Origin of the sequence: Pseudoalteromonas lipolytica, from assembly GCF_001306915.1 — a bacterium.
In the GTDB taxonomy this organism is placed as follows: Bacteria; Pseudomonadota; Gammaproteobacteria; order Enterobacterales; family Alteromonadaceae; genus Pseudoalteromonas; species Pseudoalteromonas simplex.
The window spans coordinates 224,759-238,320 of sequence record NZ_LJTC01000007.1 but is presented as its reverse complement, the minus strand read 5'-3'; the positions used below and the strand labels follow the sequence as shown (position 1 = coordinate 238,320).

The following is a 13,562-nucleotide window of genomic DNA, read 5'->3' as shown; positions in this document are numbered from 1 at the left end:
TTTGTTTTAGTCATTCTTAAATCGTTCAGCATACAAACATCAGTCAAAATCTTGGCCCTGAAGTTACTCCATTCCTGTATCAGTTATTAGCCATTCATTTATATAGTTTTTTATTGGCGCAATTTTTGCATTTTAATTTTCATTATTAACTATTGTGTCAAAAAGCTGATGGATACTAATCATCTCGACAAGCAAAACTTTTTTGATTTAGGCAACTTAGACTCGCTACGTCAAAGTGCTCTAAAAAGTGATGCCTCTAGCGATGCGTCAAAAGAGGCGCTGAAAAAAGCGGCGGCACAATTTGAATCTATCTTCACTCAAATGCTGCTGAAAAGCATGCGTAAAGCAAATGAAGCGTTTGAAGATAAAGATAGCCCATTTAATTCAAGCGGCGTTAAGTTTTTTGAAGAGATGCATGACCAACAGTTATCGGTTGAGCTTTCATCAAACGGCTCGCTAGGCCTAGCTGACTTAATCGTTCAGCAACTCTCGCCAGATGGTAAACAGTTTACTCCAGGTTCTGTGCTTAGAACGACGGCTGAGTTCGATAGTGATAAGCGCGCAACCGGTGCAACGAGCGACAGTCACAAGATTAAAGCTGAGCCAAACGCTGTTGCAGATACCGCTGCGAACGAGCAAACAGAAAACCGCTTTGAAGATGCAGAGTCTTTCATTAGCTCTGTTTGGGAACATGCAAAAAATGCGGCTGAAAAAATTGGTTTAAACCCTGCTGTAATGGTTGCTCAAGCGGCGCTTGAGACTGGGTGGGGTAAACACATCATCAGTAAAGCTGATGGCACAAGTAGTAACAACTTATTCAATATTAAATCGGATAGGAGCTGGCAAGGTGATAAAGCAAGCAAAGTCACGCTTGAGTTTGAACAAGGTGTGCCAGTTAAAAAGCAAGCAAGTTTTCGCTCTTATCAATCGATTAAAGACAGTGTGAACGACTTTGTGGATTTCTTAAATGAAAATCCACGTTATCAAGAAGCACTTAATAATACCGCAGAGCCTGCAGCCTTTTTAGATTCGTTACAAAAAGCAGGCTATGCAACTGATCCAAATTATGCCGATAAAATTAAGCAGGTATTGAAGCGCGTTGAGCTTCAAAGCGTCGCTGCTTCATTGGTACGTTAAGGAGTAGACCCTCATGTCATTTAGCTTATATGACATAGCAAATGCCGGTGTAAGAGCTAACTCTGAGCTTTTACAAACTACCAGTAAAAACATCGCCAACGTTAATACCGAGGGCTATGTGCGTGAGCGTACTGAGTTCACAACCATGATCGATAACCAAGTCGGTCGTGGTGAAACGTATCGCTTACTGAATGAATTTGCGCAAAAGCAATTAAATAGAGATACCTCAAATAAAGCATTCTTTGATCAGTTTGTAACTGAAGCAAGCCGAGTAGATAGCTTGTTTTCTGAAGAGTCAAACAGCTTATCAACCAGTATCAACTCGTTTTTTAACAACGTACAAGAAAGCTTAAATCAACCGTCATCAACAGTTGCTCGTTCACTGGTCATGACGGATGCACAAAACTTAATTGATCAAATGGACAGATTGTCGAGCATTGTGGTTGACCAAAAAGCCGTGGTAAATGAGCAGCTAGAAATCTTCTCTGATGAAGCAAATAACTTAATTCAAAGCATCAGCGAACTAAATACCAAGATTGCATCTGTTCATGGCACTGATCGTGAGTCAGTATCAAGTGGTTTATATAATGAACGTGATAAAGCAATTCGTGACTTATCTGAGCTGATTGATATTGAAACACTCGATGGCAACAACGGCGAAAAACAAGTTTATTTAGGCTCAGGTCAAGCACTTGTCATGCAAAGCGGCACATTTAACCTGTTTTCATTCAGTGGCGACCCTGATCCGAACTTTAAAGAATTAAAACTTGATGTAAACGGTGGCAAAGCCGTGCCGCTTGAAGTTGATGTAAGTAAATTGAAAGGCAAAATTGGTGGCTTACTGGCATTTCGTGACGATATTTTAGTGCCAGCGCAAAATCAACTTGGTCAAATGGGCTTAGCGTTAGCCGATGCCTTTAACCAACAAAATAGCTTAGGTATGGACGCCAATGGTGAAATTGGTGGTGATATCTTTGCTATTCCAACGGTAGATGCGTTTGGCTATCAAGCTAATACGGGCACATCAACGATGACGGCAACGGTTGAGCCGGGACTCGGCAGTGAATTGCCTGCTAGTGACTTTGTTGTAACTTATACGAGTGCTTCAACAGTTGAAATCCAGCCTATTGATAATAAAGGTGAGCCGCTAGGTAGTCCTGCTACAGCAAATATCGTGGGGGGGGTCATTGATTCTTCAACAATTACACCTGCAGGAAGTGACTCATTTGGTTTACAGCTTAATGTATCGGGTGCTGCGAATACGGGTGACCAATTTATGGTGAAGCTAAATTCACAAGCTGCAACGACCCTCGAGCTTGCAACTGAACGCCCTGAAGATTTAGCGTTAGCATCACCTATTCGAACTGCTACTGATATTAATAACACCAGTGATGCAAGTATTTCTGCTGGTACAGTTTCAGATATTGATAACTCAACGGGTATTACCGTGGGGCCACCTCCTAGCTTGGCGAATGGCGATATCACATTAGTGAAAACGGCAAATGCTAACGAATATCAAATTACGGACGGGAACGGTACATCGACGTTTACCATTACACCACCTGCTGAGAATATTCTTGCTCAAGCTGGCGCGCCTTACGATACCTACGGCTTTGACTTTAATATTGAAGGATCACCTGCAACAGGTGACACCTTCACAGTAGAGTTTAACACTGGTGGTTTTGATGATAACCGTAATGGTTTGCTATTGGCTGATTTACAAAATGGTGAGCTAGTTCGTCAAAATGTTGAAGCAAGTAGTACTGCTGATAATCATAAAACGTTTAATCAAGCCTATTCAGGCATTGTCACTGATATTGGTGTAGTGACTAGTCAAGCCCAAACGAATGGTGCGGCCTTTACAGCATTGGCTGATCAGTCTGAAGCTTGGTATGAATCACTATCAGGTGTAAACCTTGATGAAGAAGCGGCAAACTTACTGCGCTTTCAACAATCGTATGCAGCATCAGCACAGGTCCTTTCAACAGCACGTACTATTTTTGACACCTTATTAAGTGCGGCGAGGTAATTATGCGTATTTCAAATAACATGATGTATAAGAATAATCTTAATTCTATTCTTAACTCACAGCAAAACGTAAACAAAGCACAAGAGCAGGTTAATACCCAAAAGCGTGTATTAACTGCTGCTGACGATCCTTCCGCAACGGCTCGCGCACTACTTTATACAGATCGCATTCAGGGTAATGAGCAGTTCACAAAAAACATTACTATGCTGAATAGCCGCCTAACAACAGAAGAAAGTGTGCTGCAAAATATTAAAGGTGCGCTTGAGTCTGCTTATACTTTATCTATTCAAGCTGGTAATGGTGCGTATAGTGATATCGACCGTGAAGGTATTGCTGAAGAAGTTAAAGCATTGCAAAGTACGGTACTTGATTTGATGAATGCAAAGACCGAAGACGGTAAATTTATCTTTTCAGGTTACCAAGATAATACTCCGTCTTACACCTTTAATAATACTTCTGGTCGCTATGAATATGGTGGCGATCAGGGGCAACACAAAATCAAAGTAGCTGAAGGTGTAGAAATTAAATCAAGTGACAATGGTTTTGATACGTTCGAAAAAGTAAATGCTCGACTAAATGTGGCCTCAAACGATGGCACTGTGTCAGGCGGTATCACAAGCTCAAAAATTTATGTTACTGAGCAAGCTGATTTCGATAAGTTTCATCAGGCAAATTACAACGCTGATCCTGCCGCAGCCGCAAATGCTAATACACTAAGCTTTATTACTACCACAGGCACACCTAATACATTTGTTGTGCAGCAAGCGGGTGTAACGATTGATAGTGGCAGCTTTGAAGACGGCAAAATTGAATATCAAGGTATGGAAATTTCTGTTTCGCCTGTTGCAAACGGCCAAGTTGATGTTGACCTTGAAGCACCACAAAAAGAGAATGCGTTAAATACTTTGGATGACCTGATAGCAGGACTAACCAATCCTGATTTAACCCAGGAAGAGTTTGATCAAGTTTTAGCAGATGCCATTGTACAACTCGATAATGCTAAAAATCAGGTTTCACTTGTACAGGCTGGATTAGGAGGGCGTTTAAATACCGCCAAGAAAATTGAGCAGTCTAATAGTGATTTAGACGTGAGTAACAAAGCAGCTAAATCTGAATTGGTGGAGCTTGATATGGCTGAAGCGATTACTGAACTCACCAAACAGGAAACATCATTGCAAGCTGCACAGGCAACATTTGGCCGATTGGCTAACCTCTCATTATTTGATTACTTATAATTTATATAGGTTAAGCTTATTTAATGAGCTTAACCTACAAAACCTTCCTTAAGATTCACACTTTAAAAGTGCTTTTAGTGCTTTCTTTTTAGTATTTATATCTTTAGCAAAACATCGTGATAGCGGCTTTTAAAGTAACCAGAAGCGATGTTTAGTTAAAAAAATAAGATATTTCTCTTTTAAATACAGTGTATTAAATAAAATTTTAAAATTTGTTTAAAAATTCGCTAAAGGATTTTTTTACCGGACCGATAACTTAATTAACCAAGCAACGTAGCAAATAACCGCTACGGCTTAATTAGAGTAAGTTTGAGAGTAAATGATAAGTTTACTTCGGGAGAAATATCATGGCACTTTATGTAAATACAAATGTTAGTTCATTAAACGCACAAAGACAATTAATGAATTCTGGTAACTCACTAGATACTTCATTTAAACGTTTATCATCTGGTTTTCGTATCAACAGCGCTGCTGATGATGCGGCTGGCCTACAAATCTCTGACCGTTTAACATCGCAAATTAATGGTCTTAATCAAGGTAACCGTAATGCGAACGACGGTATCTCTTTAGCGCAAACTGCTGAAGGTGCTCTTGATGAAGTAACAGCAATGTTTCAACGTGTACGTACACTATCTCAACAAGCAGCGAATGGCTCTAACACAGATGAAGACCGTTTGGCGATTCAAGAAGAAATTCGCTCATTAATGTCTGAGGTAAACCGTGTTGCAGAAGATACAACATTTGGTGGTCAAAATTTATTAGATGGCTCATATGACGCTGAGTTCCAAGTAGGTGCTGACGCTGTACAAACAATCGGCTTTAGTATGCAAAATGTTGGCGGTTCAGCTACAGGTTCTATGTCTGCTAACGGTGGTTTTACATTGTCAGGTATCGCAGGTATCGCAAGTGCTGTTACAGGTGACCGTCTATCAGGCTTAGCCGAAGGTGCATCTGATATCGGTGGCGCAGCATTAGCAACTGATACGTTTGCTGCTACATACATCGCAACAGCGATTAGTGTGTCAAGCCAAGTAAATGCGCAGGTTACATTAGCAGGTATGGATGCACTTATTGCGGTAGTAGATAAGAAGCGAGCAGAGCTTGGTGCGGTACAAAATCGTTTCCAATCTACGATTCGTAACCAATCTAATATCTCTGAAAACTTAAGTGCTGCGAAATCACGTATTAAAGATACAGACTTTGCTCAAGAAACTGCTAACTTAACTAAGATGCAGATCTTACAACAAGCTAGCCAAACAATCTTAAGCCAAGCGAATCAACGTCCTCAAGCGGCATTAAGCTTACTAGGTTAATAGTTGAAAGTTTGAGTTAAAGTGAAGTCAAAACTTTGACTTAAAAGAAAAGCGCCTTTGTCTAATGGGGTATTAACAAAGGCGCTAGATTAGGATTATAAAGCGGAGGCGCTCAAAATCCTGACAGTAGTGTTCTAACATTTGTAAGAACATAAAATATAAAGCACAAATTATGCCATAATTTGTGTTAACTGAACCCACTCTTAAACTTATCTCTTAAAAAGGCTCCAAATGGAGCCTTTTTCATTATTTTTTTGAATAGTTGGCCTACTAATTGCTCTTACCTTTTCAAGTTAACTAATTAATCCGCAAAGTGGCAGTTTTTTGCCCCAGGCGACTCAGGTTTGCCGCTGTAACAAGTCACTTTGTCAAATTCACTTTTAAAGTGACTTAACTTTGACAGAAAAGAAGAGAGTTTATTATGGCTTTATATGTAAATACTAATGTTAGTGCATTAAACGCACAAAGACAGTTGGATAGAACAGGTACAGATCTTGATACCTCTTTTAAACGTCTTTCATCAGGTCTTCGCATTAACAGTGCGGCTGATGATGCTGCTGGTTTGCAAATCTCTGACCGCTTACAGTCACAAATTCTAGGTTTGAATCAAGGTAACCGTAACGCGAACGATGGAATTTCACTTGCTCAGACAGCTGAGGGCGCGATGGATGAAATTACATCTACGTTCCAACGAATCCGAACTTTAGCGCAGCAAGCTGCGAATGGTTCAAATACAGACGAAGATCGCTTAGCTATCCAAGAAGAAATTCGACAGTTATCGGACGAAGTTAATCGTATTGCGACTGATACTACGTTTGGTGGTCAAAACCTACTTGATGGTAGTTACTCTGCTAGTTTCCAAATAGGCGCAGATGCAGTACAAACAATCGGGTTTAGTATGCAAAATGTGGGTGGTACGGCAGCTGTTAATAGCTTATCTGCAGATGGTGGTTTCACTCTTTCAGGAATTGCAGGTATAGCAAGTGCCGTTGGTGGTCAGCAGCTTTCAGGTCTAGCCGAAGGTGCTTCAGATATTGGTGGTGCGGCGTTGACAACTGATACATTTGATGCAGTGTTTAGAGCCTCTTCTGTTTCAGTTTCAACTCAAGTAAATGCGCAGTTAGTTTTTGCAGGAATGGATGCTTTAATCGCCGTAGTAGATAAAAAGCGAGCAGAGCTGGGTGCGGTGCAAAACCGTTTTCAATCAACTATTCGTAACCAAGCAAATATTTCAGAAAATTTATCGGCAGCAAAATCACGAATTAAAGATGCTGATTTTGCCGCTGAAACAGCGCAATTGACTAAAAATCAAATTTTACAGCAAGCAAGTCAAACAATTTTAGGTCAAGCAAATCAAAGACCTCAGGCTGCCTTAAGCTTGCTACAAGGTTAAAATTTAAAAAATAGTTAAAAATTTTACAAATAAAGCTAAAGCTTTCGCTTTATCAGACGATAACTGATTTAGAGAACTATCAATCTAGGACTCTAAGTCGGTTAAATAGCAGGGTAGGGGTATCCCGCTATTTAGCTATAAAATGATAAAGCGGAGGCTATTATGGCTATCTATGTAAATACTAATGTGAGTTCTTTGAACGCACAGCGCCAGTTAATGAAATCTGGCAACTCTTTAGACACCTCGTTCCAACGTCTTTCATCTGGTTTGCGGATCAATAGCGCAAAGGATGATGCGGCTGGTATGCAAATTTCTAATCGTTTAACAGGCCAAGTTAATGGTTTAAATCAAGGTAACCGAAATGCTAACGACGGTATTTCACTGGCACAAACAGCTGAAGGTGCGCTTGACGAAGTAACGTCAATGTTTCAACGTGTTCGCACACTAGCTCAACAAGCATCAAATGGTTCAAACACTGATGAAGATCGTTTAGCTCTTCAAGAAGAAATTCGTTCACTAATGTCTGAGGTAAATCGTGTTGCTGAAGATACTACCTTTGGTGGCCAAAATTTATTAGATGGCTCTTATGATGCGAATTTCCAAGTAGGTGCTGATGCTGTTCAAACTATTAGCTTTAGTATGCAAAACGTTGGTGGTTCTACAACTGGTTCTCTTTCGGCGAATGGTGGCTTCACTTTATCTGGTATTGCCGGTATCGCAAGTGCAGTTACAGGTGATCGTTTGTCTGGCCTTGCTGAAGGTGCGTCAGACATCGGTGGTGCAGCATTAACGACAGACACATTTGCTGCAGCTTATATCGCAACAGCTATAAGTGTATCTAGTCAGGTAAATGCGCAGGTAACATTAGCGGGTATGGATTCATTAATCGCAGTGGTAGATAAAAAACGCGCTGAGCTAGGTGCAGTTCAAAACCGATTCCAATCAACGATTCGAAATCAGTCTAATATAGCTGAGAACTTATCTGCTGCACGTTCGCGTATCCAAGATACAGACTTTGCCACTGAGACAGCTAACTTAACTAAGATGCAAATCTTACAACAAGCAAGTAGCTCAATCCTTAGTCAAGCAAATCAACGTCCACAAGTAGCTTTATCGCTTCTGGGTTAATAAGTTAGTTGATCTCCACTGTGCTAAGGAAAGTTTTAGCACAGTGGCTATACTTAACTTAGTTGTTATAGGAGATTGATGCGATGATTGAAGTTAACTCGCTTAAAAAGGCACCTGATAATATAGCTGCTTCAGCACCAAGCTTACTTAAAGCAGAACTTGACGATGCAAAAAAAAATAAAGGCACAGAACTTGCTGGACGTGAGCCTGTAGATGTTCAAGACGTTGCGAAAAAAGACCAGCAAGATAAACGTGATTTAATTGCTGAGGTAAAGGAAAATCTAGAAAAGTTAAATGAGTACATTCCAGTTACCGCTACAAATTTAGTATTTGAATTTGACGAGCTTGGCGATCCTCCAGTTATCAAAGTGTTTGATAAAGAAAGTAACGAAATAATTAGAGAGATTCCGACCAAGGAGTTTCGAGAAGTAGCTAAAGCTTTGGATGAGTTTGCCGATAAATTAACTAACAAAGGCTTACTGGTAGATAGTTCAGTTTAAACGCCAGTTTTATTAGGAGTATTACATATGCCATTAATTACATCAGCAGGTATCGGATCAGGCCTCGATCTTGAGAGTATCATCTCGGCAACTATCTCGGCTGAAAATACTCCTAAAATGAATGCTTTTGTGAAGAAAGAAGAGTCTCTTCAGGTTGAGCTTTCAGCACTTGGGGAGGTTAAGTCTGCTCTATCGAAGCTGCAAGATACTATCGAGAAATTGGCCGATCCCGACAACTTTGATAAACGTATCGCAAACATAAAGCAACCAACAAGTGACGATGGAGATCTCATCTCTGTTACACCTACTTCTGATATTACACCAGGTGATTTTAACATCGAGGTAATTGAACTTGCGCAGGGTAGTCGCGCGACCTCTAATGATGGTTTATTTTCTTCAACAGATGATGTTGTCACTGCTTCTGGCGGTACATTGTCGTTTGCTGCAGGTGACAAAAGCTTTGATATCACTCTTGATGCTGGTGCGACATTAGCTGATTTGCGTGACGCAATAAATGAATCAAACAGTAACTTTGGTGTGACTGCGAACATTATCAATACAGGATCAGAGTCTAAATTAGTTTTCACCTCTAATGTAACTGGTACAGGGAATGATCTTGTTATTTCTAATGATAATGCTGAACTTGATAATGTCTCTACGGTGGCTAATGGCGGAGGGGCTGGAGGTATAGCGATTGCTACTGGTAACGAAGCCAAAGATGCTGTTATAAAAGTTGATGGAATCGAAATCACAAACGATACAAATACGTTTAAAGATGCCGTACAAGATATGACTATTACAGCTAAACGTCAGAGTGTTGACGGTGAAACTGCAAAACTGTTTGTTGAGTATGATAGAGAGAGTATTACTAAGCTAGTTGATGAACTTATTGCTAACTATAATAATGTTGTAGGCCAACTTGGGTTTCAATCACGAGTTGGAAAGCCATTAAATAGTGATGCAACAATACGCTCATTAAGCTCACAGCTCGTCAATACACTATCGACTAACCTTACTGACGCAGGGCCTTTTACAAGCATTTTTGATATTGGTTTAGGCGTTAATAAAGAAGGTTATCTAGAAAAATCATCACTGGTAAGAAGTTTGAATGAGGCGATGGATGACAATTTTGATAATATTGGCAAAGCTTTTGCAGGTGAAAATGGTATTGCGAAACAATTTGAAGCACTGCTTGATAACTATGTAGATTCAGACGGCATAATCAAACAACGTGAAGAAAGCCTCAACGGTCAACTAGATGAATTAGAAGATGATGTTATAAATCATCAGTATAGGATGGAAGAGCTTGAAACACGATTAAGACAGCAGTATTCAGGTTTAGATGTTTTGTTGGCACAAATGCAGTCAACACAAACTTATTTAAGTGCACAGCTATCAAGTTTACCTGGGTTCACTAAGTCTAATTCATAGTTTGTAAAGCAGTTAAGATTATTATTAGGTGATTTATGTACAACGCAAAAGTAAAAAATTATCAAAAAGAAGCACTAAAAACTCGCGTAGCAGGTGCGGACCGCTATGAGATTATTCAAATGCTTATGGCAGGTGCAATAGAAAAAATGGTTCATGCAAAAGTAGCCATAGAAAAAAAACACTTTGAAGCTAAAAGTGAACATTTATCAAAGGCCTCTGCCATACTTGAAGCGTTGAGAGGTTGTCTAGATTTTGAAGTCGGTGGTGAAGTAACTGAAAATCTTTACGCATTGTATTCATATATGATTGATAGACTTTTAGATGCTAGTATCAAGAATGATCCTGAAATAGTCACTGAAGTGTCAAACCTACTGAAGGAGATCAAATCAGCTTGGGATGCTATTCCTCACGATATTAGAGAACAAACCCTGAACGAAAACGGTGTTGATGCCAATGTTGGCTAATTTCGATAAGCTGTTTTCTGAGTTTTCTACTGCAATTGATATGGGCGACTTTGAAAAGCTATTAAAAATAGATGAAGAAATTAAAATACAATTTAAAAAGTCTATTGAACATGGTCAATTTGAAGATTCTACACAGCTGCAAAGCATCGTAGATAAACATCAAGCGCTATTAAATCAGGTTTCAGAGTTAAAGCAATCAACTTTTGAGCAATTAGCTCAGTATCAAAAAAATCAAAAAAACTTGAAGAAATACCAAAATGTCTGAACTATCTCAACAGCAGCAAATTGAAGAAATCGAAGCACAGTTAGAAAATATTTCTAATAAAGATAGACAAGAATCACTTTTTGCTGAGCAAGCCAATGAGCGTTTTGAAACTAATATCAAAGCTTTTCAAAAGTACTTTCCTGAGATAGCTGAAAAGTTTTTATCTCACCAGCCATCGGATAAATTTAAATTATTCCTTAATGAGAACGGTACTGCTAACTTTGTTGATTATGACACTGGCGTTCCGTTATATGGAGAAGATCCTCTAGCGCAATCTAAATCACAGATTGAGCAAATGTTCCTAAATCCAATTGTAGGTAAAGTTGATCATAGTCGTGTTGAGTTTTTGAAAAACGAAACTAATTTTGTTCATATTGATTTAATGAAGTCTATTGGTCGAGTTTACAACGAGGCTAGTCGTAACTTAGAAGATAACAAGAAGATTGATGAGCGCATACCGAGTGCGATCATATTTGGTGTTGGTTTAGGCTACTACCTTAATCATTTTTTTGACGACTTTGTTGCCGATTACATCAGTATTTTTGAGCCAAATGAAGATTACTTTTTCGCCAGTTTATTCACATTTGATTGGCTGTCATTTCTAAAAAAAGTAGATGATTCTGGTAGCTTTCTTTACTTTGCCATTGGAGTTTCAGAAAGTGAAATGTACGAAGCGTTACACGATAGAGCAAACCAGATAGGTGCGTTTAGTGTTGCCTCTGCACTTTTCTTTCAACATTATCCCTCAGAAGCTGTTAATAGACTCATAGCTGAATTTAAAGGAAACTTTCATCAGTTTTTTATGGGGTGGGGCTTTTTTGATGATGCCTTGTTAAGTATTGCTCATACCGTTGAAAACAGTCACAAGCCTGTTAACTTATTAAAGCCAGAAAATAAAATATCACCTGATTTTAATCAATTTCCTATCTTTATAGTTGCGAACGGGCCTTCTCTTGATAAAGACATTGAGGTGATAAAAAAATATCAAAAAGATGTCATTGTTGTTGCATGTAATTCAGCGACCACTTCTTTACTAAATCACGGTATTGTCCCTGATTTTCACGTTGCTCTTGAACGAACAAAAGCAACAGAGGACTTTTTAGTCGCATTTGTACCTGAACAAACTCGACAAGAAATAAACTTACTTGTTTTAAATGTAATGTACCCAGGTGTTTTGGACCTTTTTGGTTGGTGTGGCGTAGCTTTAAAAGGAAACGAAGCTGGTACATCGTTATTTCATATTACTGAATATTTAAAAAATAACCGCATAACAACAACGATAGGATTTAGTAACCCGCTTGTTGGTAACACTGCGTTAAGCTTTTTTGGCAGCATGGAATTTAAGAACATTTATCTTTTTGGTGCAGATAATGGCTATAAAGATCCTAACCATCACCACTCAAAAGGGAGTTATTATTATTCTGGAGAAGGTAAAACGATTCATGCTCCATTAAAAATGGGTGGAGAGTTGGTCGTTCCAGGTAACTTCGGTGGAGAAGTCATTACTGATCATTTTATGCACACCGGTAAGGTTCAAATGGAGCGCTTTTTAGAGTCAAAGTTAGGAACAGGTTTAAATTGCTATAACTGTAGTGATGGTACTGCCATAAAAGGAAGTATGCCATTATTATCAGAAGACATCTTTATTGAGTCTACGAACGTCAGTAAGCATGAGGTTATAAATTTTATCAAAGCAGAACCGTTCAAATCACTAGAGCAGAATATTAATCTAGAAGAGTTCCTAGACTTCAATGAGTTTGAACAATTATGTAATGTTATGGCTGAAATCTTGGACTCTGAAATTAATAATCGATCAGATGCATTACAGCAATTATTAAAGAGTCTGCGTTACTTATTCTCATTTAAAAACCACCCACGCTTTACTCACCTTTACCTTCTTTTAGAAGGTGAATCTTTGTATGTAACTTCGGTATTAATTTCATTACTTTACAACTTCGGTGATGACAAAGAAATTATCCCTTATTATCAAGAAGCCAAGGAACTGTGGAAAGACTTCATTCTTGAAGCTCCTAATCAATACAGAACAAGATGGAATGTATTGAGTGACTATAGCTTCGACTACTCTAAGCCTTCAGTTTAATGAATACATCAATCTCTACTAACCGCTTCACTTTGAGATTGTTAAATGAATCAGATGCATCTGAACGCTACTTAAGTTGGTTTGAAGACAAGATGAGTAAGCAATATATTGCTTACTCATCTTCCTCAATAAGCTCATTAAGAGAGTATATAAACTCAAAAAATACGGCTTCTGATTGTATTCTTTGGGGGATATTTTTTGAGGGCAATCATATCGGTAATATTAAATACGAGCCAATAGACCAAAAAAGTGGACAAGCCACAATGGGGATACTAATCGGTGAGCCGTCTTGGCGAGGTAAAGGAGTTGCAGCTGAAGTCATAACTGCAACTGCACGCTGCTTGATGGAACAGCTTTCTATTAGTGAAATAATTTTAGGTGTTGATGCTAACAATATTCCTGCGATCAAGAGTTATGAGAAATTAGGTTTTCGTACTTTTGATAAGAAAGATCAAGGTATTTACATGCGTTGGTCGCTTTCATAAATTACCACTTTATTTTGAAGATACCTTGCCGATAACCTATATATGGGAATTTATTATCTCTATAATATTCCTAAACAAATC

Annotated in this window: 12 protein-coding genes; all 12 read left to right on the top strand. The window is 38.8% G+C overall.

Annotation, left to right across the window (positions count from 1 at the left end; translation table 11 throughout):
* The first annotated feature begins 168 nt into the window (after nt 1-168).
* The 12 genes from flgJ (at nt 169) to AOG27_RS12210 (ending at nt 13,481) form a co-directional block, all read left to right on the top strand.
* Nucleotides 169-1,137 (top strand): flagellar assembly peptidoglycan hydrolase FlgJ, encoded by a 969-nt coding sequence (gene flgJ, locus AOG27_RS12265; RefSeq protein WP_054553303.1) that lies wholly within the window; start codon nt 169-171, stop codon nt 1,135-1,137.
* A gap of 13 nt (nt 1,138-1,150) precedes the next feature.
* Entirely contained in the window at nt 1,151-3,166 is a 2,016-nt protein-coding gene (gene flgK / locus AOG27_RS12260; RefSeq protein ID WP_054553302.1) for a flagellar hook-associated protein FlgK, read from the top strand.
* A 2-nt stretch (nt 3,167-3,168) separates the two neighbouring features.
* The gene (gene flgL, locus AOG27_RS12255) at nt 3,169-4,401 is read left to right on the top strand and encodes a flagellar hook-associated protein FlgL (protein ID WP_054553301.1); all 1,233 of its coding nucleotides are present in this window, start codon (nt 3,169-3,171) and stop codon (nt 4,399-4,401) included.
* 347 nt (nt 4,402-4,748) lie between these two features.
* Nucleotides 4,749-5,714, top strand: coding sequence for a flagellin (locus AOG27_RS12250; RefSeq protein ID WP_054553300.1), 966 nt, complete (start codon nt 4,749-4,751; stop codon nt 5,712-5,714).
* A gap of 421 nt (nt 5,715-6,135) precedes the next feature.
* On the top strand, nt 6,136-7,107 hold the full coding sequence (locus tag AOG27_RS12245; protein WP_054553299.1) for a flagellin: 972 nt from the start codon (nt 6,136-6,138) through the stop codon (nt 7,105-7,107).
* 162 nt (nt 7,108-7,269) lie between these two features.
* On the top strand, nt 7,270-8,235 hold the full coding sequence (locus tag AOG27_RS12240) for a flagellin (RefSeq protein WP_054553298.1): 966 nt from the start codon (nt 7,270-7,272) through the stop codon (nt 8,233-8,235).
* A gap of 83 nt (nt 8,236-8,318) precedes the next feature.
* Nucleotides 8,319-8,735 (top strand): flagellar protein FlaG, encoded by a 417-nt coding sequence (locus AOG27_RS12235; protein WP_054553297.1) that lies wholly within the window; start codon nt 8,319-8,321, stop codon nt 8,733-8,735.
* Between the two features lie 27 nt (nt 8,736-8,762).
* Nucleotides 8,763-10,166, top strand: a complete 1,404-nt coding sequence (gene fliD / locus AOG27_RS12230; RefSeq protein ID WP_054553296.1) for a flagellar filament capping protein FliD — start codon at nt 8,763-8,765, stop codon at nt 10,164-10,166.
* 35 nt (nt 10,167-10,201) lie between these two features.
* On the top strand, nt 10,202-10,630 hold the full coding sequence (gene fliS, locus AOG27_RS12225; protein WP_054553295.1) for a flagellar export chaperone FliS: 429 nt from the start codon (nt 10,202-10,204) through the stop codon (nt 10,628-10,630).
* Nucleotides 10,620-10,895 carry a hypothetical protein gene (locus AOG27_RS12220; protein WP_054553294.1) on the top strand — a complete coding sequence of 92 codons (276 nt, stop codon included), beginning with the start codon at nt 10,620-10,622 and terminating at the stop codon, nt 10,893-10,895. The genes fliS and AOG27_RS12220 overlap by 11 nt, the downstream gene beginning before the upstream one ends.
* Nucleotides 10,888-12,996, top strand: coding sequence for a 6-hydroxymethylpterin diphosphokinase MptE-like protein (locus AOG27_RS12215; RefSeq protein WP_054553293.1), 2,109 nt, complete (start codon nt 10,888-10,890; stop codon nt 12,994-12,996). The genes AOG27_RS12220 and AOG27_RS12215 overlap by 8 nt, the downstream gene beginning before the upstream one ends.
* Nucleotides 12,996-13,481, top strand: coding sequence for a GNAT family N-acetyltransferase (locus AOG27_RS12210; protein WP_054553292.1), 486 nt, complete (start codon nt 12,996-12,998; stop codon nt 13,479-13,481). Before AOG27_RS12215 ends, AOG27_RS12210 begins: the two co-directional genes overlap by 1 nt.
* Nucleotides 13,482-13,562: the final 81 nt, after the last annotated feature.

Bases quoted from the DNA above. Each gene is read 5' to 3' on its own strand.
- AOG27_RS12250 (WP_054553300.1), top strand. From the start codon at position 4,749: ATGGCACTTTATGTAAATACAAATGTTAGTTCATTAAACGCACAAAGA.
- flgK (WP_054553302.1), top strand. From the start codon at position 1,151: ATGTCATTTAGCTTATATGACATAGCAAATGCCGGTGTAAGAGCTAAC.
- fliD (WP_054553296.1), top strand. From the start codon at position 8,763: ATGCCATTAATTACATCAGCAGGTATCGGATCAGGCCTCGATCTTGAG.
- fliS (WP_054553295.1), top strand. From the start codon at position 10,202: ATGTACAACGCAAAAGTAAAAAATTATCAAAAAGAAGCACTAAAAACT.
- AOG27_RS12245 (WP_054553299.1), top strand. From the start codon at position 6,136: ATGGCTTTATATGTAAATACTAATGTTAGTGCATTAAACGCACAAAGA.
- flgJ (WP_054553303.1), top strand. From the start codon at position 169: ATGGATACTAATCATCTCGACAAGCAAAACTTTTTTGATTTAGGCAAC.
- AOG27_RS12210 (WP_054553292.1), top strand. From the start codon at position 12,996: ATGAATACATCAATCTCTACTAACCGCTTCACTTTGAGATTGTTAAAT.
- AOG27_RS12220 (WP_054553294.1), top strand. From the start codon at position 10,620: ATGTTGGCTAATTTCGATAAGCTGTTTTCTGAGTTTTCTACTGCAATT.
- flgL (WP_054553301.1), top strand. From the start codon at position 3,169: ATGCGTATTTCAAATAACATGATGTATAAGAATAATCTTAATTCTATT.
- AOG27_RS12235 (WP_054553297.1), top strand. From the start codon at position 8,319: ATGATTGAAGTTAACTCGCTTAAAAAGGCACCTGATAATATAGCTGCT.
- AOG27_RS12240 (WP_054553298.1), top strand. From the start codon at position 7,270: ATGGCTATCTATGTAAATACTAATGTGAGTTCTTTGAACGCACAGCGC.
- AOG27_RS12215 (WP_054553293.1), top strand. From the start codon at position 10,888: ATGTCTGAACTATCTCAACAGCAGCAAATTGAAGAAATCGAAGCACAG.